Below are 26,903 nucleotides of genomic sequence, written 5' to 3'. Positions count from 1 at the left end.
GCAGGTTCGGGTTGGCTGCATCGCGCCTGAGCCCGTTGGCAACTCGCTGAAATGAGTCGCAATTCCCGTTCGCGGCTGACTGGTGGGTGACTGGTCGGTGACCGGCGGTTGAATTACAACGGGTTTATTGAAGGCGCCGCGAGCTCTGCGGACAATGGCATGTTGTGCGACGCACAACTCAACAACGAATCAACGCGATCCCCGTGCACCGATTGAAGACACTAATTGAAGACACTTAAGCTGCTGTTGCGCTGCCTCTTTATACGATTTCGAACTGTCTCCAATACCGGATAGTTGCGGTAAATCGTTTGCGAGCCGTAACTGCATTGTGCGCAAATCGTCCTTTCTCCCTCCCGCACAACGCCGGCACTCAAAAGCGCCATAGCTGCGCATGGCCTTATTCCCCAAAACAATATGGTCGATTAAACATTCTCTTGAGCCCAATCGCGCCTAGTAAGACAATCCATTTCATCCGACGATAATCGGATCATGTGATTTCAGTACCTGCGGTAGTTCAAACAACTCGGCCCGACACAGCCGACAGCCATCATCAATTAATGAGGCTGCTAAAACTTACGCGAGAACATGCTCACCTCCCTGCTTCCGCCAACGATCACACCTGCGCTTCGACTCTGTTTCCACCGCCGCTCGATGGATCAGCAACGGCCGCTATCAACGGTCACCATGGCCTTTACCGTGGTGGCGCTCCTGATTTTCATCATCGCCCGGTCCCACGTAACGGGGGTCGACTTACCGCTCTGGCCGCGCCTGACCTGTGCGTTCGTCATGTTGTTGCTCGTCGCGGCAATCCCCAAGGCCCCGTCTACTTTTATATTTGGCCTGATCGGCGTGCTTTATATCGTCGTTCTCCAGATCGGGGTGGTGATCAACGTCCAAGGCGTCGAAAAACCGCTCTTCTGGATGTTACCGGCCGGCATGGTCATCCCGATCTGCGCGGCGCCGCTGTGGCTGACGCCGCGGCATTTCATCCTGGGAACGATTGCGTTCTACCTGGCCGGGCTGCCCTTTGTGATGGCCGTGCCCTTCACGCACGACGACTACGTCTTATGCGCGATGTGGGTGGCTATCGGCATCCCGACAGCCACCACGTTTCATTTCGGCTTCTATTGGTTCCGGCTCAACCACTTCCTGCTCGAAGAGAAACTGCGGGCGCTCGCCGCAACCGATCCCTTGACCCAGCTCCTGAACCGGCGCGCCTTTCTCGAGCAGGCGGAACAGATACTGAGCGAGACGACAGGTCACGATGAAGTCGTCAGCGCGATCTTCCTGGACATCGATCGCTTCAAGTCGCTGAACGACCAGTACGGCCACGCGCGAGGCGACGAAGCGCTGATGGACGTCACCAAGGTCCTGAACGACGCAGTGCCCGCGGACGCGGTGGTCGGACGGCTGGGAGGCGAGGAGTTCGCGGTCCTTATCAAGGCGCCCGGCCCCGACCAGGCGACCGGGCTTGCCGACACGCTGCGCACCCTCGTTGCATCGATACTTCGACCCGACGGTTTTCTCACCGCCAGCTTTGGCGTAGCGCATCGCCGGCCGAACGAGAATGTCGTCGAACTGCTCGACCGTGCCGACGAAGCGCTGTTGCGCGCGAAACACGCGGGCCATAACCGGGTGTTCGTCGAGCAGGCAAGGCGGGTCGAGCGCGTGCGCGCCACCGCTCTCGATGAAGACAATGACACCCGGGTCGATGAAGAACCGGTCGTTGTCACCCGCTGGGGCGCGTTCGATCTATTCACCCACTACCAGCCGGTTTACAGTTTGTCGCATCAGAAGCAGGTCGGTTTCGAAGCCCTGCTGCGCGGCTTTGACCAGCATGGCACGCCACTGCAGCCCGACAAGCTGTTCGCCCCGCAGTCGAATCCCGGCATCAGCGACCTGGATTCACTGACCCACCACCTCCATCTCGCGAACGCCCGCAAGCGCCTGCCGCTCGACTGCTGGCTCTTCCTGAACGTCGCGCCGTCCACCTTCATCCAGCCGGGTTATGAGCAGACGCTCGCGGCCATCGTCTTCGAGGCGGGACTCGATCCTCGCGGGGTGGTGCTGGAAATTCTGGAGTCCGAAGGGGTGGACGTTGAGGAGCTTGCGCTGGCCGCGTGGCGGTATCGCGGCTGCGGTTTCCTGATTGCAGTCGATGACTTCGGCACGGGCCACTCCAATCTCGACCGCCTGCTGCGCATCCAGCCCGACTTCGTCAAGCTCGATGGCGCGTTGATCCGCGCGAAGAGCCGCGCCTCGGATCAGCCTCTCCTCCCCACCATTGTTTCGCTGTTGCATCGGGCGGATATGCTGGTGGTGGTGGAAGGGATCGAGACGACCGAGGAGCTTATCCTGGCGGTGGAATCGAACGTCGATTTCGCGCAAGGGTTCTTGCTGGGCAGGCCGAGCGCCACGCTGCCCTCGGCGGCAGCGGTCACGCGGCGCATCGATCATGCATTCGATGTCATTGCCGAAGGCCGTGCCGTGCGCACCGCGCGCTTCGAAGCGCAGTTGGCGCCGTATCTCGCCATGCTCAACACCGCGGCGGCGGCGTTGACGAACGGCGCGAGTATCGACGACGCCATCGCGCCCATGGCGAAGCTGGAATTGTGCAAACGCTGCTTTGTTCTCGACGATACCGGGCGCATGTTGGGCCAGGATATTGCCGGCCGCGCGGGGTCGAGCACGGACTTCCGGCTCGGGCCGTTATTCGCCTCGCAGTTGGGGCGATGGGATCATCGGCCGTATTACTGGAAGGCGGTCGCGAACATGGGAACGGCCGTGTTCTGCCAACCGTATTTATCGCTGACCAGCGGGCGCGCGTCGGTCGGCGTGACCATGGCGTTCATGCGCGACGAGCGGGTGATGGTGGTCGGTAGTGAACTGGACTGGACGTCGCCGCATCTGGCGTGGCCCACGGTGGAGTGATGGCAAACAGTGACACATGGCTATTCCAGATCAGGATAACCGTCTCACCCGAGGCAGCCGCGATCTTGCGCGGAGATCCGCAGTGCATGCACCCTGCGCTACGCGATGTACTGCGCCGGCATGACGCCTCGTTGACATGCCAGTTCGACGCGTTTTCTGACTACGTCAATGAAGCAGAAAGACTCGGGCCGGAAAAGTATCCGCTTTATCAATGGACCAGGGAAACGATCGAGAACCCTGAGAAAAAAGCCAGGTATCTGCGGTCTTTCACGGTTTATGTAGACGGTGACGAGGTCTACCCCAGAGAAATCGCTGATCTGCTGCAAACTGAATTGTCAGCGCTGGCGGGTGCCGCCGGAATCGAGCGGGTAGTCAAGTTTGACAGTAACCCGGCGAACAACCCGCAACCGCCTAAGCGCGAGGCATAACGCACCCCTGGTGGTTGCCTCGGATGCCGATGCGCAGTCGATGTGGCCGCCGGGCAAAGACAATGCGCAGGCTCGGCGAACATATATGCCGGCATGCACTGCGACGTCACGGCGACATCTATTCCAAGAGCACGCGAAGGCCGATCGGCAGAACGAATGCACTCGGGATTCCGTTCATGGCCATATTGAGTCCTGCGAATGCTCCGGCTTCCTCGCTGATCTGAAACGCATGCGCTGTGTCAGTACGCAGATCTGGCGCAGCGCGTCTTCGCGCATGGGCAGCCATTGATCACAGGCCGGTCCTCGGTTCATAAGGTTTGCCGGGATGGTTCTGAATCTCAGCGAACTGCTGCTTGAGCAGCGAACTGACGGCCGTCTTTTGGCTGTTGTTCAATCCGTCATAGAAGGTGATCCACGCATTGGCTGACTGCTCGCGTGCCTGGGCATCTTCCTTTTCCACCTTCAAGTTCGCTGCATGAATAGCGCGCAGATCAAAAATCTGCGTTTGCTGGACCGCCTGAAGTTGTTGCTGAAGTTGATCTTCATTCATCCGTGCGCTGACATGGCTTTGACGCATGGTGTCCATTGCAACGTCATAAGCGGTCTGTTGCGTCGTACTGAGATTCAGTTGTGGCGCCAAGGTTTTCATTTCTTCAATAAATTGATTTCCGGCTGGCGCGGCAAGCGTGCCGGCCTGCGCCGATCCAAATGTCACTGCGAGCGCCGCAGCAGCGGCAATCAGAATGCGCGTTGTTTTCACCAACATGATGCTTCTCCTAAATGTTTGGTCGTTGAGCTGGACCGGCAATGGTTGCTGCCAAATCCATGAGGCAGATGGTGACGACCAACAATTAGAAGAGAATGAGCGGCGCCATCGGGGCGTCAGTTAGCGCATCGGACGCCTTCGCGTACGCCGTCCGCTCTACTTGCGCCTATGCGCCATGTAGCCTAGATAATCGATGATCGCATCGAGGTCAGGATCGCTCAGGGTGGCCTTGTCGAAGCCTGGCATCTTCATGCCGGACCATGCCCGGATTGATTTTGGATCGCGGATATAAGCCCTTAGCGCCCACGGCTGGAAGTACTCGGTCGGATTACGCGGCAGATTCAGGTCCGGGCCGACCGATGCGTCGCCCGCGCCGTTCATGCGATGGCAAACCATGCACTGCGTGGCGAAGAGTGTCTGTCCGCGGCGAACAGGCGAGTTCGCCGGCACGCTGTTATCAACGGCGAATTGCGGCCACTTCGCCGCGCGCGACGCCACCGCCCGAATGGCATTGATCTGGTACGGCCACTGTTCGCTCATCACCCCCGATGCGCCCGGGTTGATCCACACGAGATAGAACGGACCGATGTCCGTTCCCTTCGACGTCCGCGGCCATGGCCTGTCATGCGGTTCGATCGCGAGCCACGGCGTCGCGCCGTGGCCACTGTCGTCGTGCATGAGCGCTGCAGGCAGGTTGGTGACGAAGCCATCGGTTGCGGTGATCTGCAGCTCGCCATCGGCGGGCAATGCTCGCACTCCGGGTAGCGAGCGCAATGGCACCGCACGGTAGGTCATCGTGCGATGGTAGGTGACGTCGTCCGGGACCTGGATCGTCGCTGCACCCGGCATCGCGAGCAAGGTTTCGGTCGTGAGCGTGGCCGGCTTGCCCGTGTCGATCAGCAGGGCTGCAGCCATGGCGGGGAAAGAGATGAAGAACAGCAACATGGCCTGCACTAATGCGAGTCTACTCATCGATATCGTCATTGCGAAGACTCACGAGAATCAACACTCGTGTCCATGAGGAACACATGCTGCACGAACGCGAGATTGGTGCCGTAGCCGGTGAGGTTGCCGAAGCTCACGAGCGACGCGAGCAGCAGTTTCGAAATGCGGACGATTCCCATTGGCCTCGCTCAGTCGCCGGAGGGTTTGCGCTCGGGCGGCGCGCCGAGCATGACCGTCCAGCCGAGTCCGCGCACGTTGCGGATCACGCCCTGGCCGAATTTCTTGCGTACTGAATGGATCAGCACATCGACGGCATTGCTCTCCACTTCCTTGCCCCAGCCGTACAGCTTGTCCTCGATCTGCGCACGCGAGAAGATCGTTCCCGGATGTTCGAGCAGCGCGTGCATCAGCGCGAATTCACGCGCGGACAACGCGCCGGCCTTATCGCCGAACTTGAGCGTGCGCTGGTCGAGATTCAGGCTCAGGATGTCATCGCCGAGGCGGGACACGGCGTAGCCCGCCTTGCGCCGCAGCACCGCGCGCATCCGGGCCAGCAGCTCGCCGACTTCGAAGGGCTTGAGCAGATAATCGTCCGCGCCAATATCCAGGCCCTCGATGCGCGTATCGAGATCGTCACGCGCAGTCAGGATCAGCACCGGTACCGGATTGCCACCGGCACGCGCGGCGCGCAGCATGTCGATGCCCGACATGCCCGGCAAGCCGATGTCGAGCAGGACGACGGTGTAGTCGACGGCGCTCATGGCCTCGCGTCCGGCGACGCCGTCACGCACCCAGTCCACGGCGTAGTCCGCGTCCTTCAGTGCACGCATCAGGCTTTGCCCGATCTGGAGATCGTCTTCGACCAGCAGGACTCTCATAACCCCTCCCCTTTGTCGACCAGAGTTGGCGCTTCAGCGCCTTACTCTGGTCCCATGCCGTCTCGGCGCGTCGACCAGAGTTGGCGTGTCGAGCGGAGTTGGCGCTTTAGCGCTTACTCCGGTCCCATAGCGCCTTACTCTGGTCCCATGCCGTCTCGGCGTGTCGAGCGGAGTTGGCGCTTTAGCGCTTACTCCGGTCCCATAGCGCCTTACTCTGGTCCCATGCCGTCTCGGCGTGTCGACCACAGCGCCACAACATCCACCCAGCCCACGCCCCACAACCGCTTTTACCAATATCCTCACACGCTCGCCAGCGGAAAACTGACCGCCGCGACAATGCCCGAGCGGCCATCGCACCGGTTCTGAATAATCGCCTGGCCGCCATATTTTGCCGTGATCGCTTTCACGATCGACAGGCCGAGGCCAGTGCCTTCCACATCCGCGTGCATGTCTGATTTCGCGCGAAAGAACCGGTCGAAGACGCGCGGCAGCGACTCCTCCGCGATGCCCGGACCGGTATCCGTGACCTCGATCCATAGGGCGCTCGCCTCGCGGTGCATGCGCAGGTCGATCGTGCCGCCATCCGGCGTATACCGCACCGCGTTGCTCACGAGATTCTTGACGGCAATGGCGACATCCGCGGGCGAAGCGGCGACCTTGTCGGCGAGCATGGCTTCCGCCCCAATGTCGATACGCCGCGCCGCCGCGATCGGCAGCACGCCCGAGACGGCATCGACGACGATCGGTGAAACATCTGCAGGCTCGACCGCGACGTCGAGCGGCGCGTCCGCGCGCGCGAGCCGCAGCAACTGCCCGATCAGCATGCCGCTGCGCGCAATCCCGCTGCGTAATTCCTGAAACCGCTCCTGGTTGCCCGCCACAATATGCGGCTGCAGGTTGTCCGCCTGCAACTGGAGCGCGGTGAGTGGCGTGCGCAGTTCGTGGGCGGCGTCGGCAATGAACTTGCGCTCGGATTCGATCAGCTGCGCAAGCCGCACGATCATGCGGTTGATCGAATCGACGAACGGCAGCACTTCGCGCGGCACGCCCGTGACGGGCAGGGGTTTCAGATGCGCGGCATCGACGGATTGCGCCGCCAGCCCGAGCGGCGTCAGCCGCCGCAGCGTGCGATGCACGATCACGACTACAGCGAAGAGCACAAGTGGCAACAGGACCAGCGTGGGCCAGAGCGTGGTGAGCGCCGTTTCGCGCACGAGCTCGTCGCGCACCGACGAACGCTGCGCTACCTGGATCACGCGCTCGTCCTGGCGCAGCGTGTAGATGCGCCAACGTTCGCCATTCACGCTCTCCGAAGAAAATCCCGCCGGCGCATTTGCGGGCAGCGCCAGTGACGGATCGGTGGAACGCAGCGGGACATCGGCGCCGGGCCTGGCGATGGTGATCACGATATCGCGCGCCGGTTGCGAGCCGCGCGCGGGCGCGCTCGGGATCGCATCGGCCAGATCTCCTCGCATTCGCATGGCGACCTGCTCCAGGCGCAGGTCGAGCAGCGCGCTCATGCCGGTGCGGCAGAGCTGATAAGTACTGAGACCCTGCGCAATCGCAACGACGCTGACCAGCGCGGCCAGCGCAATGATGAGATTGTTGCGAAGCGAAGGTCTCATGGAATGGCGCGCGAAAACGGATGACATCGATGGGTTCATCAGTCGAATACCGGTTCTGACTCAAAGACCAGGCGCGGCGCGGAATTCTGTGCGCGCTCATTTTCTGCTCATTCTTGCCTGTGAACATGCAGTCACGCGAACCACCGGTTCGCTCCACGACCCAACGGGAGATGACTCATGTTCCAGCTCTTCAGTAACCATTCCAGCGCCAGCAACAGCGATCAGGCTGCGTTGCGCAAGGACGAGCGCGTATTGGAGGAAAGCGACGCGCCGTCCGGTGAACGCTCTGCCACGTATGAAGAAATGCTGCCCTGGCTTCTGCTCGGCGCTGTGGTCGGCTTCTGATCCACACGAGCCACCTTGCCCGCCCTATTCGCCCTATTCGGCCCGCTCATTCTCCCCTCATTCTGCATCACCAGAATCCTGTTCATCGACATGACACGCATGACGCGCATGACACGCACGGCGCGTCTCCAGTACAAGGTAAAGGAAACCAACATGATCACCGCGCTGCAAGCCCTGTTCGACATCTCGCTCGCCGTTGCCGGCGCCGCGCTCACCGTCGCGGTCTTCACGACCCTGGTTCGGCTCGCCGCGGTGGTGCGCCAGCGCGCGGCGGTCCTGTTGCAGCGTCCGCAAGGTTCAGTGCGGATGCAGTGAGTTAAGCAGTTCTGACAGCCCAAGCCACAGGATCTGCACGCCAATGCAGAAGATCGCAAATGCGAAGAGCCGCATGGCGACCTGCGTGCCGGACGGCCCGAGCAGTTGCTGGACGTTCGCCACGAAGCGCACGCACAAGTAAATGGCGATGCACAGCAGCGCGAGCGCCACGCCCACGCCAATGAAATGAACCGACTGCAGGCCGCTGCGCGGCGTACCGGTACCCAGCGCAATAGCCACCGAGATCGCCCCGGGACCGACCGTCACCGGCAGCGTCAGCGGATAGAACACCTTCGATTTCAGCGAAACACGCCGATGAGACGCCGGGGCCGGTTGCGCTTCTTCGCCGGGGTCATCGTCGGAGGATTGGAGCAGGTTCCAGCCCGCCATGGCGATGATCAATCCGCCCGCCACGCGCAGCACCGGAATCGAGATCCCGAGAAACGACAGCAGGTAAGCACCCACCGAAAGCGACGCAAGCAGGATCACGAAGCTGTTCACCGCGATGCGCCGCGCCAGAATGGCGCGCTCGGCCTGCGTCGCGTGCGGCGTGAGACCCAGGATGATGAACGCCGCCGCAGGCGGGTTGATGATCGGGAACAACGCCGCGACAATCAGCAGAACCGTCTTGGTCAATTCGTGGATCACGTGTCCATCCGTTTCTAGGTGGGCAGCAACGCCGGGGCAGCCAGATCGGGCGAACGACCGGGCGAACAAGCGAGCGAACGTCTTGCATGCAAGATTACCGAATACTGCGGCGGTTCGACTACGCTTGTTGGCAGGATTTGCGCGCTTTGCTGGATTCACACACTATCAGGAGCGTTAAATGAGGCATCTGCAGGCATTCATCGTTGCGATTGCGTGCGCGTTGGCGCTGCTCCCGGCATCCGCCCTCGCCCGCGATATCCACGATATCCAGCTCCCCGCCGAAAGCCCCTGCCCCGATGTGGCGCACCGGCCGGACCGCGATCCCGCCTTGCACCAGCAGATCGCACACACGCCGAGCGGCGACATTGCGTATTACCGCTTCGGGCATGGGAGCCCGGTTGTGCTGCAGACGGGCTATCGCGCGACAGTCGCCGAATGGGATGCAGCGTTTCTTGCCGCGCTTGGCGAAAAACACGACGTGATCGTCTTCGATAACCGCGGCGTCGGCCGCTCGCAACCGGGCGCTGTGTCATTCACCGTGGAGGACATGGCGGGAGACGCCGCCGCGCTGATCGACGCGCTGCATCTGAGCGATGTAACGGTCATCGGCTGGTCGATGGGCGGCGCCATCGTGCAGCAGCTCGCGATCGACAGGCCGGCCGGCCTGCGCCGGATCGTATTGATGAACGCGCCCGCGCCGGGGCGGCTCGGCGTGCCGGTACCGCCCAGCATAGCCGCCGTACTTTCCGGTGCGCCTGGCGCCACCTTCGCGAGCGTCATGCGCGTGCTGTTTCCGCCCGCCGCGCTCGACGCCGCGCAGCAGTGCTTCCGGGCGAACATGTTCAGTCCCGCCGATTACGGTTCGCCCGATATCACTGCCACGGTGACCCAGGGCCAGGCCGCGCTGCTGCGCGACTGGGCCGGCGACGACGCCACCGCCGTCGCACTCAAGGCCGTGCAGGCCGGCACACTGATCGTGACCGGCGCTGACGACGTGGTCCTGCCCAGGCAGAACTCGGACGCGCTCGCAGGGTTGGTCTCAGGGGCGCGGCTGTGGGTGGTGGCATCGGCGGGACACGCGATGATGTACCAATATCCCGATGCGCTCGCCGCATTGATAGAAGGTTTCATCCGGCAAACGGGCCGCAGCCACGGCCATATGCCCGGCGCCGACGCCGGCTCCGCACAGATGAAAACGCGCACGACGCCCTGAGCCGTCGACCCGCGCGGGCATCAACGCGCCCAGTAGGCGTATCCGCAATTCCAGCAACCGTAGTGCCGCGCATAGCCGTATCCATATGGATGGCCGTAGTAGTAGCCGGTCACGACTGGAGGCGGGGCGTAGTAAGCGGGTGGCGGCGCGGCGTACACGGGCGCTGTTGCGTACACAGGTGCTGGGGCGATCACGGGCATGACCGGATACACCGGCGCCGCAAAACCGACGCCTACGAACACATGCGCCTGTGCGCAGCTAACCAAGCCGCAGCCGAGTGCGGCGGCGACTATCAAGTGACGAATGGTTTTCATTTTTGCTCTCCTGTCATGCGATGCAGGCGGTTCGCTGTATCGGATGAATGCAGTGTGAGCCGCAAGAATGAGCAGACAATGAGGACGGCGATGCCAGCCCGATATGGCATGATCCGACGGTTCAATTTCTTCGAACGCCACGCTCGGCATGCGTTTTTCACACGCGCTTGGTTACCCGGGTGCGCCGGGATGCTGCCCGGATCGAAGAACCTGGATTGCCTCTGCTTTACACAATCGACACCCACGTTCACGCCAATCACGTGAGCGCTGCATGAATGCTGAATCGCCGGAATCGCCGCACAGGTAGCAGATGAATTACCCTCCCCAACCGCATCGAGTGCGAGAACGCCTCACTTCCTATTTCTGGAGTGGCGACGCCATCCGCAGTCGATGCGTGAGCGACATCGTGCTAACAGGCACGCTCGACGTACCCGTTCCCCCCGCACGTCTGCTTGCAGATTGGGAAAGGGAGATATCGTCGCGCATGGTCCTGGAGCCCGGGGATGTCGAGGCTATGCCTTTGGCGCGAGCGCGGGCTCGCTGGCCGGACTACAAGCATTGCGTGCAGGCGATATCCGATTGGACGGGCGCGCTTGGACTGCCTGGCGTGCTTGCTTCCAGTGACGTAGCGCTCATGGCCTGCCGTGGCGCGAGGTACCACTACGACGCCGAGCAATATGGCGGCGCGGCCTTTTGCAATCTCTTCATGAGCGAGGACAGGGGTCTCGACCTGCATTTTCCCTCTACGGATCATCGAATCCCCCTGACCCGGGGTACGGCCGTGATATTCGATACCGGCCAGCCTCACGGCGTCATTCAACGCGGCAGCAGCGGCTTTAATGTGGCCGACTTCTCGCCTGATCAGGATTACACCCAAATATTCCTGACCTGGGAGCTTCCCATCGAAAATGCCCATGTTGGGGACGCACTTGGGGTTGCCTTCGACATCGATCCTTCGACCTCGCTGCAACTGGACGAAGAGCAAGTCTGGCTGAACGGTGCACGGGCCATCGTGTGCCCGGATTCCGGCCGGTGGTGTCCGGTCGATTAATCGTCAGACCAGCGCATGCAGCGAGCGCCATGGGGTCAACGCCAGCCCTGGCTGCGCCCGGTTACTTCCCTGTAGACGTCGGCTGGACAGGCAGAATCAAATGCGCGGGCGCGGCGTGTGCCTTGTGGCGAGCGGCAAAGTAATACAGCAGCGCCGGTACCGCGAGCCCGACGATCCACGAAATGTCCGCGCCGTCGAGCTTGTCCACCAATGGGCCGGTATAGAACGCGCTCGAAATGAAGGGCAATTGCACGAGCACCCCGATTGCATATACGCCGATGCCCGTCACGTTCCAGCGACCATAGCGGCCATCTGGATCATAAAGCGCGGGGACGTCGTAACGATCCTTGGTAATGAAGTAATAGTCGACCAGGTTGATCGCGCTCCACGGCGTAAAGAACGCGAGCAGGAACAGAATGAACGACGAGAACTCCTTCAGGAATGCGTGACGGCCGGCGAGCGCGAGCCCCATCGCAAGTCCGACCATCGCGACAATGTAGACCGCGCGGTTACGTGTCGACAACCGCTGCTCACCCCGAAAGCCGCTGACCACCGTCGCAATCGACATCACGCTGCCGTACGCATTCAGCGTCGTGATCGTGATCTTGCCAAACGCGATGGCGAAGTAAAGCAGCGCGGCAATCGCCCCGCTTCCGCCCAGGCTCACGACAAACGACACCTCGTGATGCGAGAACTGCTTGCCGGCGAGCGCGGCGGCGAACACGCCGAACACCATCGCCACCTGCGCGCCGATCACCGAGCCAAGTCCGATGGCCCAAAACGTCTTGCGCGGCGACGTGGAGGAAGGCAAATAGCGAGAATAGTCGGCAACGTACGGGCCAAATGCGATCTGCCACGACGCGGATAGCGACATCGAAAGCAGGAAGCTGCTCAACGTGAAGTGACGGTTCGCAAGCAGGGAGCCGATATCGTGACCCGTCAGCAGGCGCGCGAACATGTACATGAAAGCGAGCACGCCGATCACGCTGGCGACGCGGCCGATCGCGTGAATCACGCGGTATCCGAACACCGTAAAGCCGACAATCACCACCGTGAATACGACAATGCCGACCGCGTCGTCCACGTGCAGCAGTTGCGCGACGGCCTGCCCCGCGAGCACCGAACCGCTCGCTGAGAAGCCGACATACATCAGGCACACCAGCGCGATGGGAATCACCGCACCGTACACCCCGAACTGCACGCGGCTCGATATCATTTGCGGCAGTCCGAGTTGCGGCCCCTGCGCTCCATGCAACGCCATCACACCGCCGCCCATCAGTTGGCCGACCATCAGACCGATCAAGGACCAGAACACGTCGCCGCCGAGCACAACCGCAAGCGCGCCAGTGACGATCGCGGTGATCTGCAGGTTGGCGGCAAGCCACAGCGTGAACTGGCTGGCAAGGCCGCCATGACGTTCGGCTTCGGGGATGTAGTCGATGGTGCGGCGTTCGGCAATGGCGCCGGTCTTTGATACGGACATGGATACCCTCGAGTCAGTGGCGTCGCGTGAACCGCGCGTCGCCCGCGTCTTTCAATACGTCGTCGCGCAATACGCCTGCGCGACAGCTCGAATCGCACATGGCGCTGGGCGGCAACTCACGATTCAACGAGACTCTATGGGAACCAATATGTATAGACAAGCTTGGTATTATGGTTGTTTACCCCTAACTGCGCTTTACAAAAACTCGTATTAACCAGGTTAAATATTCTTTTAATCAATAACTTATATTTAATCTGACTTGATGAATGAGCGATTCATGTCGATCAGTATTTTTTCTATATGTATAGACAAGATGTAAGGTAGCCAATTTTATTTTGATTGGCCATTGCACCTTCATCGCGCGGGAGCGGGACAGCGGGACACTACCCGATGCCTGGCTAGAGCATGGATGAAAAGCAGCGTTTTCACGCCGTGGCTTTCAATCGAAACAGCGCCACTGCGTCATTCAACTGCCGGCTCTGCTCTTCCAGTGACACCGCCGCCGCAGACGCCTCTTCCACCAGCGCCGAATTCTGCTGCGTCATCTCTTCCATTTGCGCCACCGTCAGATTGACCTGTTCGATACCCGTGGTCTGCTCGCCCGATGCCAGGCTGATCTCCGCCATGATCGCGCTGACGCGCCTGACCGCTTCCACGACCTCCACCATGGTCGCGCCCGCATGAGCCACGAGCTGGCTGCCGTCCTTCACGCTCGATGTTGACGTACCAATCAATTCCTTGATCTCCTTCGCCGCCGATGCCGAGCGTTGCGCCAAGCTTCGCACCTCGCTTGCAACGACCGCGAAACCCCGGCCCTGCTCGCCTGCCCGCGCCGCTTCCACGGCCGCATTCAGCGCGAGGATGTTGGTCTGGAACGCAATCCCTTCAATCACGCCGACAATGCCCACGATCTTGTCGGAGCTGCCTGAGATCGCGTCCATGGTGGCGACCACACGGTTCACCACGTCGCCGCCGCGCAACGCGATGTCGGATGCGCCCGCAGCGAGTTCGCTGGCGTTGCGCGCGTTATCGGCGTTCTGCCTGACGGTGGCGGTCAACTGCTCCATGCTCGATGCAGCTTCCTGAAGCGACGCAGCCTGCTGCTCCGTACGCGCCGACAGATCGAGATTGCCGCCCGAGATGGCATGGGCGTCACGTACGATTGTCTCCGCGCTCGAACGCACCTTGCGCACCGTCTGCGCAAGCCCTTCCTGCATGCCCTTCAACGCATTGAGCATGTAGCCCATCTCGTTGTTGCGCTGGACCGTCACGGTGCTGGTCAGGTCGCCGGCCGAGATCCGGCCGAAATAATCGACGGCCATATCGATCGGCCGCACGATTGCCCGGGTCAATATCCTTTGCGCGAAGAAGCCGATGACGAGCGCGACGACCGCGGCCGCGCCGAGCGTCCAGAGCATGGCTTCGAAACGTGCGTCGGTGGTGTCGAAGCGTGCTTTCTGGCGTTCGACCTGGAAGTTTTCCAGCGCGGTCAGCGCACTTTGATAATCGGAGAAAAGCGTGGGTGGCGCTTCCCGCTGGGTGGTCAGGAAATCCACCAGATTGTCCTGATCGAGTTCGGTTAGCGCCTTCTGGAATACCTGAGCCAACAGTTGGTCCCGCCGTGTTTGCATCGCGTCGATGAGCGCCTTCTCCGCCGGCACCGGGTCGTGAAGCTTCCGAAAAGCTTCCAGTTCCTTGTTGCTCTCGTCAAGAAGCGCGTGCTGGCGGGCAATTTCGCGCTGGGCGGGCTTGCCGGCGCTGATCAGCTGTTCGACTTCGCCAAACCCGGCGCGCAGCAACAGCAAGCGCTCCGAGCTGGTTTTAAGGTGCAGCACTGACGCGGTATCGTCGCGATACATCTCCCGGAGCGCCGAATTGCTGCCGTACAGACCCAGGATGCCCACCGCGATTACCGCAATGAGCAGGATTGTGTAGATGGCGATCGTCGCGACCAGGCCGCCGCGAATAGTCATGTGTTTGCGCATAAGGGCTAGTCCCCACTGCGTCGCTGTAGTACGCGGCGCAACAGGTCTGTATCCTCCGGATATCTGGGGCGAACCGTGAAGGGAACCACTGGAATCAAGCGTCGATTGATCAGATAACGGCAGCGGGTGATGTGAAGATTTGCCGGGAGGCGACGCGGATGTGGTGTATAGCGACATTATTAGGGGGCGTTCGTTCGCACCGGTGGACGGGTTTTGGGTTTTGGGGTTAGCGGGTCCGGGTCAGTGCTGGGGTGGTCGGTTTTGGGGTTGGTGGTCGGGGGTCTATGCCGGGGTGGTGCTTTCGGTGTTAGTGGTCGAGGGTCAATGCCGGGTTGGTGCTTTCAGTGTTAGCGGTCGAGGGTCTATGCCGGGGTGGTGCTTTCGGTGTTAGTGGTCTGCGAGAGTCGGATTTTCTCTTTATCACTGTTAGCCACTGTGCGTGGCGGCACGTCATTTCTTTGTCCAAAGCGACAAAGAAACGAAGCAAAGAAAACGCTTTCAACCACGCTACCCTAAGTGTCCACAGCGTGCAGTTTCTATTCATAGGTGCCCCAAAAGCACGGTGCTCGCCAGAGCGGAGGATGTTTGAACCCCTCCTTCTCGCGAATCCTGACATGAACACGCTTCGCCCCGTACGTTCTCGGGCAAGCACGAATTGCCAAGGGACCAGCACGGCCTCACGCGTTCTGCATGCTTCGTTCTTGGTAGGTTAGCGGCTTGGTCTACGCATTTGTCTTCGTGGACCAGAGCTTGATGCCTAGCAGCTCGATGCGTGTTTAGTCCTTCAGTTTTTGGTGAGGTGATTGCGTGCTTACACGGTTATTTTCGTCGGTTACGGCCGTACATATTTTGGGGCTTTATTACTTGGAAGGTTGGCGGTGTGGTTCGAGGTGCGTACAAATTTGGAGGTAGGTCGTCCGCGGATAGCGCGGGGTGCCCCTTGGGCAGGTTCAATCACTGGTGGCGAAGCGTGTGGGTATCGGTGTTCGGAGAAGGAGGGTTTCACACATCCTTCGCTCTGGCGAGCACCGTGCTTTTGGGGCACCTATGAATGAAACCTGCACGCTGTGGACACTTAGGGTAGCGTGGTTTGAAAGCGTTTTCTTTGCTTCGTTTCTTTGTCGCTTTGGACAAAGAAATGACGTGCCGCCACGCACAGTGGCTAATAGTGATAAAGAGAAAATCCGACTCAAGCAGACCACCACGGCCGAAAGCACCAACCCGGCATCGACCCCGACCACTAACCCCAGAACCGACCACCCCGGCATCAACCCCGACCGCTAACCCCAGAACCGACCACCCCAGCACTGACCCGGAACCGCTAACCCCAAAACCCAAAACCCGTCCACCGGTGCGAACGAAAACCAATCCTGCTACAACCCCTAAGACACTTTTTAAAGCATGAATGTATGACTGATTCGACCTTCAAGCGTTTTTCGGAACCGGAAATTGCCGCAGTCTACCGCGCGATCCACGAACGCCGCGACATGCGCCATTTCACCAACGCCCCCGTCGCCACCGATCAAATGGCGCGGCTAATCGACGCCGCCCACCACGCGCCGAGCGTCGGTTTCATGCAGCCCTGGCGCTTCGTCAGGATCACGGACCAGAACCTGCGCGTCGCACTGCACGACATCGTGGAAACCGAGCGGCGCGCCACCGCCGAGGCGCTCAACGAGCGTAGCGACGAATTCATGCGGCTCAAGGTCCAGGGCATCCTCGACTGCGGCGAGGTCGTGGTCGTCGGCTTGATGGAGAATCGCGAGCGTCACATTTTCGGCCGCCGGACGCTGCCGGAAATGGACCTGGCATCGGTTGCATGCGCTATCCAGAACATCTGGCTGGCCGCGCGCGCTGAAGGGCTCGGGATGGGCTGGGTGTCACTGTTCGATATCGGCGCAGTTCAGCGGCTGCTGCATATGCCCACGGACGCGAAGCCGGTCGCCATTCTGTGCATCGGGCATGTCGAGCATTTCTACGACGAACCGATGCTGCAGGCAGAAGGCTGGGCCAAGCGCGTACCTACATCGAATTGTGTCGAAGAGAATCGTTGGCCCGAGACGCTTCCTAATTTGGACGCATGAGCCGGGTGCATAAGCCGAATGTATAAGCCGAATATATGAACCGCACGCGTGATGCGGTTTCGCATCCCGCTAAACCTCCGCCAGTTTGAAAAGCGCGACGGCCGCGTTCATCTGCGCCGCCTGCGTTTCCAGCGACGCCGCCGCTGCGGCGGCCTGCTCGACCAGCGCCGCGTTTTGCTGCGTTACCTGATCCATCTGCGCGATGGCCACGTTGACCTGCTCAATGCCGGTGGTCTGCTCCTCGGACGCCACCGTGATCTCCCGCATGATGTCCGTGACTCTGCCCACCGCGACAATGATGTCGCTCATCGCACTGCCCGCGTTCCTGACCAGCACCGAGCCGTTTCCAACACGCTCCACCGACGTGGTGATCAGTTCGCGAATCTCCTTCGCCGCCCCCGCCGAACGTTGCGCCAACGCGCGTACTTCACTTGCCACCACGGCGAATCCGCGCCCTTGTTCGCCCGCGCGTGCCGCTTCGACCGCTGCGTTCAGCGCAAGGATATTGGTCTGGAACGCAATCCCTTCGATCACCCCGATGATCTCCGAAATTTGCTTCGAACTACTATTAATCCCGTCCATGGTCGACACCACGTCGGCTACGACCTGACCGCCGTGACCTGCTGTTGTCGATGCGGTTTGCGCAAGGTCGCTTGCTTGTCGAGCGTTATCGGCGTTCTGGCGCACCGTGCTTGTCAATTGGCCGATACTCGCTGAAGTTTCCTGCAGCGAAGCGGCTTGTTCTTCGGTCCGCTGCGACAGGTCGATGTTCCCCGACGCTATCTCGCGTGTCCCCACGGCCATTTGTTCCGTGCCGTCGCGTACGCCGCCGACTATCGTGCTCAAGCCTTGTTGCATCGTCGATAACCCTTCTATCAAGCGGCCGATTTCATCGTGCCGACGCGCAGTAAGCCGGGTCGCCAGGTTGCCTCCGGCAATCTCCGTGCAAGCCTCCACGGCTGCCCGCAACGGCACGATCACAATCCGCTGCAATGCCACACGCGAGAAGAACGCGAGCACGAGCCCGGCCGCCAGCAACGTCGAGGCGATCCACGTGACGGTGTTGGTGCGTCGCTGCGAGGCTTCAAAACGTGCCTTGCCGTGCTCGAATTCCATGGCGACGAGCGGTTGGAGCGCGGCATCGTAGGCGTTGAATGCGTCCTTGATCTGGTTCTCGTTGAACTCGCGGATATCGCTCGCGCGCTTGGATTCCAGCGCATCCACCGCCGGCAACAATGTCTGCTGGACGAGTTGCTCGCGTGCGGTGTTCGCGCTCTGCATGAGCGTTTGCTCTTCACGGCCGCTTGCAAGTACCGCGAACGCTTTCCAAGCGGCGTTCGCACCGTCGATGGCACCCTGGGCATCACGCAGCAACGCGGCCGACTCAACGCTGCCCGCGCGTGGGTCATAGTCCTGCAACGCCGTGCGCGCGATCAGCAAGCGGATCGTGTCCTTGGCGAGCAGGTCCAGACCGCCGGTGTCCTGCATGTAGAGCGCGCGCATGGATGCGTCCGCCGTTCGTGCCGCGTAGATGCTGTAGCCGCCAATCGCGGCCAACATGATGGCGAATGCTCCCACCAGGATACTGAGCCATGCCTTGATGCTTACCGCTGTTTTCATCGAATCTCCATACGATGCGCCGCTTCGCGCGAGGACATCGGCCCGTGCCGACCTCCTCCTTACGGCGTATGGACGGATAAGTTTAGACGCGCAAGCAGATGGAACAGATTGCGGCGGGATGGCGCAAAGCCTTTTTTTATAAGGCTCTGGCGGGAGTCATGCAGTGCCGGACGGCAATTCGACAAATACCGGTTATATGCGTGGCCATACCTTGGGACCTCGTAAGCCGCAAGACTTGTCATTCCGGCAAGGGCGTGCAGCCCCCAGTCGCGCATGGGTCTATAGAAGAACGGCGCTTATCGTAGGGGAATACGGTAGGGGAATACGCCTTGTCGGCCTTTTCAACCCGCCAATGCACTTGCGGTTCCGAAAAGCCGCGATGTAATATGACGTCTGATAACGTATGAGATTGCCGGGATACTTCGGCGTCCAACTCAAGGCGTCAAGCCAGAGGAAGCCTAGCCATGACACCGTCTTCGCCTTACCAGCCCTTGCCCAACACATTTCGCCAGTCGGTCCTGAAGAACGAAACCCAGATCGGATGCTGGGCCTCGCTCGGCAGCCCGATCACGACCGAACTGCTCGGCTTGCTGGGCTTCGACTGGATCCTGCTCGACGCCGAGCACGCGCCCAACGACGTCCTTACCCTGATCCCCCAGCTCATGGCGCTCAAGGACAGCCGTAGCGCCCCCGTGGTGAGGCCGCCGGCCAATGACAGCGTGGTGATCAAGCGGCTGCTTGATAGCGGCTTCTTCAACTTCCTGATCCCCTTCGTCGACAGCGCCGCCGATGCCGCTCGTGCCGTCGCCGCCACGCGTTATCCGCCGCAAGGAATTCGCGGGGTGTCGGTGGGTCATCGCGGTAATCGCTACGGAACCGTAAGTGACTACTTAAGCACCGCGAACGACAACATCTGCGTCGTGGTGCAGATCGAAAGCCGGACGGCGGTTGATGCAATCGATGAGATTCTTGCCGTCGAAGGCGTTGACGCCGTGTTCCTCGGCCCGTCGGATCTGGCGGCATCGTATGGGCAACTTGGCAATCCGAATCACCCGGACGTGCAGCAGGCCATCGCACACGTCTTCGAGCGTGCCCGCGCTGCAGGCAAAGCGAGCGGCACACTGGCTCCCGTGCAGGCCGACGCGGAACGGTATCTGTCGATGGGCTGCCAGGTGATCGCCGTTTGCGCCGACATGGGCCTTCTCAGGAATGCGGCGCAAGCTGTGCAAAAACATTTCATGCAGAAGTAGCGGAACGGAAACAGGAAGCACCCCGACAACTTGTGGAGATAGACATGCAAAAAGCAGGCTTCATCGGTCTTGGCATCATGGGCAAACCCATGGCCGAGAACCTCATCAAGAATGGCGTGGCACTGGCGGCGTTTACTCGCAGCGGCGTACCGGACACGCTAACCCAGGCCGGCGCAATTGCGTGCGACAGCCCGGCCGCGGTCGCAGCGCAATCGGACGTGATCTTCGTCATGGTGCCGGATACGCCGGACGTGGAGCGTGTGCTGTTCGGCGAGAACGGCGTGGTCGCCGCGCTGCGCCAAGGCCAGGTCGTAGTGGACATGAGCTCGATCTCGCCCATCGCGACCCGCGAGTTCGCAGCGAAAGTGCGCGAACGCGGCGCGGACTATCTGGACGCGCCCGTCTCGGGTGGCGAAGTCGGCGCGAAAGCCGCATCGCTCACGATCATGGTCGGCGGCTCGCAAGCCACCTTCGACAGCGTGAAACCGCTCTTCGACATGATGGGGAAAAACATCTCGCTGATCGGCGAAGTCGGCGCGGGACAGGTCTGCAAGCTGGCGAACCAGGTGATCGTCGCGGCGACAATCGAAGCGGTCGGCGAAGCGTTGTTGCTGGCGTCCAAAGCCGGTGTCGATGCGGAGAAAGTGCGTACCGCGTTGATGGGCGGTTTCGCGTCGTCGCGGATTCTGGAAGTGCACGGCGAACGCATGACCAAACGCACGTTCAATCCGGGCTTTCGCATTGAATTGCATCAGAAGGATTTGAACCTCGCGCTCTCGACGGCGCAATCGCTTGGTGTGTCGCTGCCCAACACCGCGACGTGCCAGGCGCTGTTCAACGCCTGCGCGGCGCATGGCGGCAAGGCATGGGATCACTCCGGGATGGTTCGCGCGCTGGAGTATCTGGCCAACCACGAGATCGGTCAGGCGCCAGTGGCCTGATCCGCTGCCGGGCAAATAAGAAAGGGCATCGCGATCAACATCGCGATGCCCTTTTTCACGTCATACAGGCTTAACCCTTGGTCACGCTCGCGGGCAAATCGCGGCCGTGATACTTCTTGTAGATCGTGTTGAGCGTGCCATTCTTCTGGTTCGTGCTCACCCAGTTATTGACCCACTCCTTGAGCTTCGGCTCGTCCTTGTTCATCGCAATTCCCAAATCGAAATCCTTCTGCGCGAACTTCAATTCCACATTGCGGTTAGGCGCGCGCTTGATTATCTCGGCCAGGTTCGACGGCGTGCTGGAGAAGAGGTCGACCTGCCCCGTCACCATCGATGTGATCAGCGTCGCGTCGTCTTCATAACGCTGAATCTGTGCACCCTTCGCCATTTGCGTCGTGATGGTGTCGTTGACGGTGGCGCGCGTGAGGCCGATTGTCTTGCCATTCAGGTCATCGTAATTCTTGACGTTCTCATTTTTCGTCCCGCCTACGATGATCGTGATGACCGCATAGGGAATCGAGAAGTCGACCACCTTCGCGCGTTCAGGCGTGATCGAGAGATCGGCTATCACGAGATCCGCGCGCTTGGCCTGCAAGGTCGGCACACGTGCGGCATTCGTGATCTGCACGAGTTCAAGTTTCACGCCAAGGTCCTTGGCAAGCGCCACGGCCGTGTCCACATCGGACCCTGCTGGCTGAAGGTTGGCATCGGCGTAACTGAACAGCGGCGTGCCCATCGCGATCGCCACGCGGATCTTTCCCGCCTTCTTGATGTCGTCGAGCTGGTCGGCCATCGCGCTGTGCGCTACGCCCGCGAGCAACAATGCGGCCACGCAGCCGCGCATGATGAAACGGTTGGTCTTCAAAGCAGTCTCCATTTTTATGATCGGTTCAAAAGATATTTTGCGAGCCTGGCCTATAGGTTAAAAGCTACAGGCCGTTGTTCAGGAACGTGCGTAACTCGGGCGTCTGCGGCGCGTCGAGCATGTCGCCGCTGCCGACCTCCCACACCTTCCCCTGATGCATGTAAATGATCCGGTCCGCCATGCGCTTGGCAAACGCCATTTCGTGCGTGACCAGCAGCATCGTCATGCCGTCCTTCGCCAGATCCTCCATCACGCGCAGCACTTCGCCGGTCAGTTGCGGATCGAGCGCGGACGTCACTTCGTCGAACAGCATGACCTTCGGCGACATCGCGAGCGACCGCGCTATCGCCACGCGCTGCTGCTGTCCGCCCGAAAGCTGCTCCGGGTACGCATCGGCTTTTTGCGCGAGGCCGACCTGATCGAGGACCTTCATTGCCACTCGGCGGGCTTCATCGCGTCCGAGTTTTTTCACGTGGCGCAGCGCCAGCATGATGTTTTCTTCCACGGTGAGGTGCGCGAACAGGTTGTAGCTTTGAAACACGATGCCGACTTCACGGCGCAACTGGTGCAGGTCCACCTTCGGGTCATCGACACGAATGCCGCATACCTCGATCGTGCCCCGGTCGATGGTTTCCAGACGATCGATACACCGAAGCGCCGTGCTTTTCCCTGAACCGCTCGCGCCGATCACGGCGATCATTTCGCCCTTGGCCACTTCCAGTGACACGCCCTTGAGCACCTGATTCGAGCCGAAGCTCTTATAGACGTCCCCGAGCTTAACGATTGCCGACATTGAGCTTTTTCTCCATCGATTGGCTCCAGCGCGAGAGCGGATAACACAGCACGAAATAGAAGACCCCGACCAGCCCGAACACGAGGAACGGCTGAAAAATCGAGTTGTTGATGATCTGGCCGGCGCGGGTCAATTCGACGAAACCAATCACCGAAGCGAGCGATGTCATCTTGATGACCTGCACCACGAAACCAACCGTTGGCGGCAGCGCGAGACGCAGCGCCTGCGGAATGATCACGAGGCGCAAGGTCTGCCAGCGCGTCAATGACAGGCACTCAGCGGCTTCCCATTGGGGTTTCGGCATGGCGTCGATACACCCGCGCCAGATGTCGCCGAGATACGCGCTCGTGTAGACCATCAGCGCGAGGCCGGCCGCGACCAGCGCCGGTACCTGGAAGCCATATACGGACAAACCGAAGTAGACGATGAACAGCAGGATCAGCAGCGGAATGCCCTGAATGGCTTCTATATAGACCATCGCCGGACGGCTGAGCCAGCGGCGCGGCGAGATGCGCGCGAGCATCACGCCGAAGCCGCCGATGCTGCCCAGCACGAAGGCGAGCGCCGAGAGCACGAGCGTCCACCAAATCGAGTGCACGAGGTAAAACAGATGTGCCGTAGTGAAACCGCCGGTCATGCCGCACCTCCGGGAATCACGGTATCAATGCGCCCCTGGTCCGGCACCGGCTTGCCGGCCCGCTCCGCGGCCTGGCGCATGACCCGCCGCCGCTTGAACGCGACCTCGCCCACGGCCCACGCAATCAGCTTGATCAGCAGCGACAACGCGAGATACAGCAGCGCCACGACAATGTACGTTTCGAGCGAGCGGAAGGTGTCGGATTGCACGGTGTTCGCCGTTGCCGTGAGCTCTTCCGCCGAGATCTGCGACGCAATGGCCGAGGCCTGCATCATCAGCAGGAACTGGCTGGTCAGCGCGGGATAAACCTTTTCGATAGATGGCTGAAGCATCACGTGCCAGCCGATCCGCCAGCGCGACAAGCCCAGGCATTCGGCCGCCTCGATCTGCCCGCGCGGCACCGACTCAAGACCCGCACGAATGATCTCGGCCGCGTAAGCGCCGATGTTGATCACCATCGCGAGCGCGGCGGCGGCGAACGTCGGCATGCGCACGCCGAAGCTGGCAAGCCCGAAGTAAAGCAGGAAGATCTGCACGAGAAAAGGCGTGTTGCGCACAGCCTCGATATAGATCGAGCAGAGCCGCGATAAAAGCCGGTTCTTGCCGCGCTTCGCAAATGCGACCAGCGTACCCAGGATCACACCGAAAAACACCGCCACGGTCGTCATCTTCAACGTCAGCCAGGCGCCTTTCAGGAAGACGGGCCAGTACGGAAGCAGCGGGCTGAAATCGAGAGAGAAAGTCATCGCAGCAATGTCTAGGTTAGGTCGTGCACGGCGCCGGTTTTTCGTCGCCACATCGGGCGCGTGGCGCGGTCCGTCGCCGGGCCAGCGGGCTTATCAAACTCTGTGCAAACGCTATTCGAACGGCCCGGTCGTGGTGAACGCCCCGCCCTGCAACACGGCGACGGCACTGCCGGGTTCAGGCGCCGGCTGCCCGTCGATCTTCGCCCGGAAGGGCTCCGACGAATCACGCGGCACGAATCCCAGCTTCGATGCAAACCGGTTGTCCCACCATGTGACCGCGTTGTCTGACATCCCGTAGACCACGGTATGGCCGACATTCGGCGTAAATAGACTGCGTTGCAGGAGTTCGAGCAGGTCGTCGTAGCTGAGCCAGCTTGCCATCATCCGGCGATCCTTCGGCTCCGGAAACGCCGAGCCAATACGGATGCTCACCGTCTCGATTCCGTAGCGGTCGAAATAGAACTGCGCCACGTCTTCACCGAACGATTTGGACAGGCCGTAGTAGCCGTCGGGACGTCGCAGCGCATGCGCGTCGATCTTCTCGTCCTGCCGATAAAACCCGGTCACGTGATTGGAACTGGCGAAGATGACACGCTTGAGACCGTGCCGGCGGGCGCCTTCGTAGAGGTTGTAAACCCCCTTGATATTGGCTTCCAGCACTTCTTCGAAGGGCCGTTCCACCGATACCCCGCCGAGATGGATGACCGCATCGCAGCCGGCAACCAGCGCGTCGACCGCCTGCTTGTCCGAGAGATCGCAAGGAATGACTTCTTCATGCGGCGCCGCGTCCGGGCGCAACGCGGCCGGCAGATCCGACACCCTGATCTTGTCCGCGAAGGCGGACACGCGTGAACGAATGGCTTGGCCTACGCCGCCGGCGGCACCGGTCAGCAACAGGCGTTTAAACGGGACTGCGTGTTCTTGATTGGCCATGTAAGCCTGTCTCCAATAAGCGCGGATACCGGGAGCTTGCACGCTCCTTTCGGTTGGATCGGCCGCTTGATCCAGTTTTTATTGTACGTTGTCATATGACTATAGCGTGCATATAATCATTCGCAAATCCGTTTGTCAACTTTGGTGAAACATTATCCCAACCGAGGTAGCCGTGCAGAGACCGACTCGCGCTGTCTTCGAAACCCCGGCCCACCCGCAGGTACGGCGTAGCCTGACGACCGAACTCGTCGATGCTCTGCGCCAGCAGATCGAAACCGCGGAGCTCAAGGTGGGCGCCCGGCTCGCAACCGAAGCGGAAATGGTGCAGCGCTTCAACGTGAGCCGCACGGTCGTGCGCGAGGCGTTGTCGAAGCTACAGGCAGCGGGACTCGTGGAGACACGGCATGGCATTGGCACCTTCGTCTGCGAGGCGCCGGGCAGAGGCTTTTTTCAACTTGATCCCGCCGACGTGGCCGGTTCCATCGACGCCCTCGCCGTACTCGAGCTCCGCATCAGTCTGGAGACGGAGAGCGCGGGACTGGCCGCGGCGCGATGCGACAAAACGCGGATCGCCGCCATGCGGCGCGCGCTGAGCGACTTCGAGCGCAACCTGGGCGAGGCGACCGAGACCATATCGCCCGATATCCGCTTTCATCTCGAGATCGCGCATGCCACCGGCAACCGCTATTTCGTGGAGATCATGACGCATCTCGGCATCCACATGATCCCGCGCGCCCGCCTCACCGCCACGCAGATTCCGCCCGCCCAGTACGCGGACTATCTGACGCGCGTGAATCGCGAGCATGAACAGATATGCGATGCCATCGAGCGTGGTGACGCCGACTCGGCGCGTACCGCCATGCGGCTCCATCTGATCAACAGCCGCGAGCGCCTGCGGCGCGCGCAGACAAGCGTTTGAGCGCTCGCATTACACGCGCATTCTTTTCGGTGGTGCGGCAACCGACGCGCGGTTGGTGACGGTCACGGGAAACTCGCGATAGATCGTGTACGCAGTCCCGTAACACGCGTTGAGCAACCACCGAACGGCGTTCTGCGTGAGATCGGCGGTCGGGATGTGGACCGATGTCAGGCCCGGCGCGGAGAACGCGGCCGAATAATCATCGTCGTAACCGATTACCGATACATCGTCCGGCACCGAGACGCCCGCTTGCTGTAGACACGACAAGGCGCCAATTGCCATGGTGTCGTTGGCGCAGAACAGCCCGGTAAACCTTTTCTTCGACGCCAGCAGTTGCCGCGCGGAGTCATATCCGCCGTCTGGCGAAAAGTCCGATTCGATCAACTGGACCTCAGCACGGTCAATGCCGTTGCGAGCGAGTTCATCGAAGAATCCTGCGATCCGCGCGTGATTATCGGAAGCCTGGAAAGGCCCTGAAATCACGGCTATTTTCTTGTGTTTATGCGCAAGCAGCGTCTGCGCCGCCAGCACCCCGCCCTTATGATGATCCGCGCAAAACGACGCCTCCGGCATCTGTGCGAAGTCGCGATTGAGGAACACCATTTTCGGGTGCATGCGGTGCAGCTTGACGAGATCGTCGTCATGCAGGTCGTGGCTGGTCACCACGATGCCATCGCAATCGCGGGCGATCAGGAACTGCACCGCTTCAATCGCCTGGTCGCGTGGCGAGTCGTCGCCGCAGCCCGTTGCCACTACCACATGGCGATGCACCTGGCGCAACTCTGTATCGGTTTGCTTGAGGATGGTGCCATAGTAGGGGCCGAAGAACGACGGCACGAAGATGCCGATCATGCCGAGGGATTGCGTCGAGAGCGCCCGTCCGAGCGATGATGGCCGGAAGTTCAGCTCGGCGATTGCTGCCTGCACGCGTGCGAGTGCATCGGCGGAGACGGGTCCGCGGCCGGAGATGGCGCGGGATGCGGTGGACATGCCCACGCCGGCCAAGGTTGCGACGTCCTTCAGGGTTGCCACTTTTGTTTTTACTCCTTGGATGAGGGCTTTAGGTGGTGATTTTGGTGTTAGGGGGCGGGGGCAATGCCCGGGGGGCGGTTTTGGGGTTTGTGGTCGAGGGTCAATGCCCGGGGTGGTCGGTTCTGGGGTTAACGGTCGGGGTCTATGCCGGGTTGC

Annotated in this window: 26 protein-coding genes and 2 pseudogenes; 11 read left to right on the top strand and 17 right to left on the bottom strand. The window is 61.0% G+C overall.

The annotated features are described in order from the left end of the window. Positions 1–585 precede the first annotated feature (585 nt). On the top strand, positions 586–2,931 hold the full coding sequence (locus HB376_RS35780; RefSeq protein WP_213768429.1) for a bifunctional diguanylate cyclase/phosphodiesterase: 2,346 nt from the start codon (positions 586–588) through the stop codon (positions 2,929–2,931). Next, positions 2,931–3,359 (top strand): hypothetical protein, encoded by a 429-nt coding sequence (locus HB376_RS35775; RefSeq protein ID WP_213768428.1) that lies wholly within the window; start codon positions 2,931–2,933, stop codon positions 3,357–3,359. Before HB376_RS35780 ends, HB376_RS35775 begins: the two co-directional genes overlap by 1 nt. A gap of 118 nt (positions 3,360–3,477) precedes the next feature. Here HB376_RS35775 and HB376_RS35770 read toward each other — a convergent pair. The 6 genes and pseudogenes from HB376_RS35770 to HB376_RS35745 all read right to left on the bottom strand — a co-directional run. Continuing rightward, positions 3,478–3,597 (bottom strand): annotated as a pseudogene (locus HB376_RS35770) (LrgB family protein); the annotation flags it as partial. 51 nt (positions 3,598–3,648) lie between these two features. Continuing rightward, positions 3,649–4,119 carry a hypothetical protein gene (locus HB376_RS35765; protein WP_213768426.1) on the bottom strand — a complete coding sequence of 157 codons (471 nt, stop codon included), beginning with the start codon at positions 4,117–4,119 and terminating at the stop codon, positions 3,649–3,651. 162 nt (positions 4,120–4,281) lie between these two features. Beyond that, positions 4,282–5,097, bottom strand: a complete 816-nt coding sequence (locus HB376_RS35760) for a cytochrome c (protein WP_213768425.1) — start codon at positions 5,095–5,097, stop codon at positions 4,282–4,284. A gap of 35 nt (positions 5,098–5,132) precedes the next feature. Continuing rightward, positions 5,133–5,249, bottom strand: a pseudogene (locus HB376_RS35755) (DUF2165 family protein); the annotation flags it as partial. A 9-nt stretch (positions 5,250–5,258) separates the two neighbouring features. Next, positions 5,259–5,948, bottom strand: coding sequence for a response regulator transcription factor (locus HB376_RS35750; RefSeq protein ID WP_213768424.1), 690 nt, complete (start codon positions 5,946–5,948; stop codon positions 5,259–5,261). A 299-nt stretch (positions 5,949–6,247) separates the two neighbouring features. Next, on the bottom strand, positions 6,248–7,600 hold the full coding sequence (locus tag HB376_RS35745; RefSeq protein WP_255631758.1) for an ATP-binding protein: 1,353 nt from the start codon (positions 7,598–7,600) through the stop codon (positions 6,248–6,250). 150 nt (positions 7,601–7,750) lie between these two features. Here HB376_RS35745 and HB376_RS35740 point away from each other — a divergent pair, with 150 nt between their 5' ends. Both HB376_RS35740 and HB376_RS35735 read left to right on the top strand, forming a co-directional pair. Continuing rightward, positions 7,751–7,918 carry a hypothetical protein gene (locus tag HB376_RS35740; RefSeq protein WP_213768423.1) on the top strand — a complete coding sequence of 56 codons (168 nt, stop codon included), beginning with the start codon at positions 7,751–7,753 and terminating at the stop codon, positions 7,916–7,918. A gap of 15 nt (positions 7,919–7,933) precedes the next feature. Next, a complete protein-coding gene (locus tag HB376_RS35735; RefSeq protein WP_213768422.1) occupies positions 7,934–8,233 on the top strand; it encodes a hypothetical protein in 300 nt (99 codons plus the stop codon). Here the strand turns inward: HB376_RS35735 and HB376_RS35730 are convergent. Then, complete coding sequence (locus tag HB376_RS35730) at positions 8,216–8,881, bottom strand: MarC family protein (RefSeq protein ID WP_213768421.1); 666 nt, start codon at positions 8,879–8,881, stop codon at positions 8,216–8,218. The genes HB376_RS35735 and HB376_RS35730 overlap by 18 nt on opposite strands. A 178-nt stretch (positions 8,882–9,059) precedes the next feature. On the opposite strand from HB376_RS35730, the gene HB376_RS35725 reads away from it, so the two are divergent. After that, complete coding sequence (locus HB376_RS35725) at positions 9,060–10,094, top strand: alpha/beta hydrolase (protein ID WP_213768420.1); 1,035 nt, start codon at positions 9,060–9,062, stop codon at positions 10,092–10,094. 20 nt (positions 10,095–10,114) lie between these two features. Here HB376_RS35725 and HB376_RS35720 read toward each other — a convergent pair whose 3' ends face one another. After that, positions 10,115–10,408 carry a hypothetical protein gene (locus tag HB376_RS35720; RefSeq protein ID WP_213768419.1) on the bottom strand — a complete coding sequence of 98 codons (294 nt, stop codon included), beginning with the start codon at positions 10,406–10,408 and terminating at the stop codon, positions 10,115–10,117. A gap of 310 nt (positions 10,409–10,718) precedes the next feature. Between HB376_RS35720 and HB376_RS35715 the strand changes: the two genes are divergently transcribed. Next, positions 10,719–11,459, top strand: a complete 741-nt coding sequence (locus HB376_RS35715; protein ID WP_213768418.1) for a hypothetical protein — start codon at positions 10,719–10,721, stop codon at positions 11,457–11,459. Between the two features lie 61 nt (positions 11,460–11,520). Here the strand turns inward: HB376_RS35715 and HB376_RS35710 are convergent, their stop codons facing one another. Both HB376_RS35710 and HB376_RS35705 read right to left on the bottom strand, forming a co-directional pair. After that, positions 11,521–12,942 (bottom strand): cytosine permease, encoded by a 1,422-nt coding sequence (locus HB376_RS35710; protein WP_213768417.1) that lies wholly within the window; start codon positions 12,940–12,942, stop codon positions 11,521–11,523. Between the two features lie 425 nt (positions 12,943–13,367). Further along, entirely contained in the window at positions 13,368–14,927 is a 1,560-nt protein-coding gene (locus tag HB376_RS35705) for a methyl-accepting chemotaxis protein (protein ID WP_213768416.1), read from the bottom strand. A gap of 1,047 nt (positions 14,928–15,974) precedes the next feature. On the opposite strand from HB376_RS35705, the gene HB376_RS35700 reads away from it, so the two are divergent. Both HB376_RS35700 and bluB read left to right on the top strand, forming a co-directional pair. Then, positions 15,975–16,211 (top strand): hypothetical protein, encoded by a 237-nt coding sequence (locus tag HB376_RS35700; RefSeq protein WP_213768415.1) that lies wholly within the window; start codon positions 15,975–15,977, stop codon positions 16,209–16,211. A gap of 125 nt (positions 16,212–16,336) precedes the next feature. Beyond that, the gene (gene bluB / locus HB376_RS35695) at positions 16,337–17,011 is read left to right on the top strand and encodes a 5,6-dimethylbenzimidazole synthase (RefSeq protein WP_213768414.1); all 675 of its coding nucleotides are present in this window, start codon (positions 16,337–16,339) and stop codon (positions 17,009–17,011) included. Between the two features lie 69 nt (positions 17,012–17,080). Here bluB and HB376_RS41655 read toward each other — a convergent pair whose 3' ends face one another. Next, positions 17,081–18,631, bottom strand: a complete 1,551-nt coding sequence (locus HB376_RS41655) for a methyl-accepting chemotaxis protein (RefSeq protein WP_213768413.1) — start codon at positions 18,629–18,631, stop codon at positions 17,081–17,083. Positions 18,632–19,095: 464 nt separating this feature from the next. On the opposite strand from HB376_RS41655, the gene garL reads away from it, so the two are divergent. Together garL and HB376_RS35680 are read left to right on the top strand one after the other, a co-directional pair. Next, positions 19,096–19,881: a 2-dehydro-3-deoxyglucarate aldolase gene (gene garL, locus HB376_RS35685; RefSeq protein WP_213768412.1), complete on the top strand. Its 786-nt coding sequence runs from the start codon at positions 19,096–19,098 to the stop codon at positions 19,879–19,881. Positions 19,882–19,925: 44 nt separating this feature from the next. Continuing rightward, complete coding sequence (locus tag HB376_RS35680; protein WP_255631757.1) at positions 19,926–20,822, top strand: 2-hydroxy-3-oxopropionate reductase; 897 nt, start codon at positions 19,926–19,928, stop codon at positions 20,820–20,822. 70 nt (positions 20,823–20,892) lie between these two features. Here HB376_RS35680 and HB376_RS35675 read toward each other — a convergent pair whose 3' ends face one another. The 5 genes from HB376_RS35675 to HB376_RS35655 form a co-directional block, all read right to left on the bottom strand. Then, positions 20,893–21,699 (bottom strand): transporter substrate-binding domain-containing protein, encoded by an 807-nt coding sequence (locus tag HB376_RS35675; RefSeq protein WP_213768410.1) that lies wholly within the window; start codon positions 21,697–21,699, stop codon positions 20,893–20,895. 52 nt (positions 21,700–21,751) lie between these two features. Further along, a complete protein-coding gene (locus HB376_RS35670; RefSeq protein ID WP_213768409.1) occupies positions 21,752–22,480 on the bottom strand; it encodes an amino acid ABC transporter ATP-binding protein in 729 nt (242 codons plus the stop codon). Next, positions 22,464–23,117, bottom strand: coding sequence for an amino acid ABC transporter permease (locus HB376_RS35665; protein WP_213768408.1), 654 nt, complete (start codon positions 23,115–23,117; stop codon positions 22,464–22,466). Before HB376_RS35665 ends, HB376_RS35670 begins: the two co-directional genes overlap by 17 nt. Beyond that, positions 23,114–23,863, bottom strand: coding sequence for an amino acid ABC transporter permease (locus HB376_RS35660; protein ID WP_213768407.1), 750 nt, complete (start codon positions 23,861–23,863; stop codon positions 23,114–23,116). The genes HB376_RS35665 and HB376_RS35660 overlap by 4 nt, the downstream gene beginning before the upstream one ends. A gap of 111 nt (positions 23,864–23,974) precedes the next feature. After that, on the bottom strand, positions 23,975–24,796 hold the full coding sequence (locus HB376_RS35655) for an NAD(P)-dependent oxidoreductase (protein ID WP_213768406.1): 822 nt from the start codon (positions 24,794–24,796) through the stop codon (positions 23,975–23,977). A gap of 172 nt (positions 24,797–24,968) precedes the next feature. Between HB376_RS35655 and HB376_RS35650 the strand changes: the two genes are divergently transcribed. Then, on the top strand, positions 24,969–25,715 hold the full coding sequence (locus HB376_RS35650) for an FCD domain-containing protein (RefSeq protein ID WP_213768405.1): 747 nt from the start codon (positions 24,969–24,971) through the stop codon (positions 25,713–25,715). Positions 25,716–25,724: 9 nt separating this feature from the next. Here the strand turns inward: HB376_RS35650 and HB376_RS35645 are convergent, their stop codons facing one another. Beyond that, positions 25,725–26,747 (bottom strand): substrate-binding domain-containing protein, encoded by a 1,023-nt coding sequence (locus tag HB376_RS35645; RefSeq protein ID WP_213768404.1) that lies wholly within the window; start codon positions 26,745–26,747, stop codon positions 25,725–25,727. Positions 26,748–26,903 lie beyond the last annotated feature (156 nt).

It is taken from the genome of Caballeronia sp. dw_19 (assembly GCF_018449515.1).
GTDB lineage: Bacteria > Pseudomonadota > Gammaproteobacteria > Burkholderiales > Burkholderiaceae > Caballeronia.
This window is presented reverse-complemented; position numbering and strand designations above follow the sequence as displayed.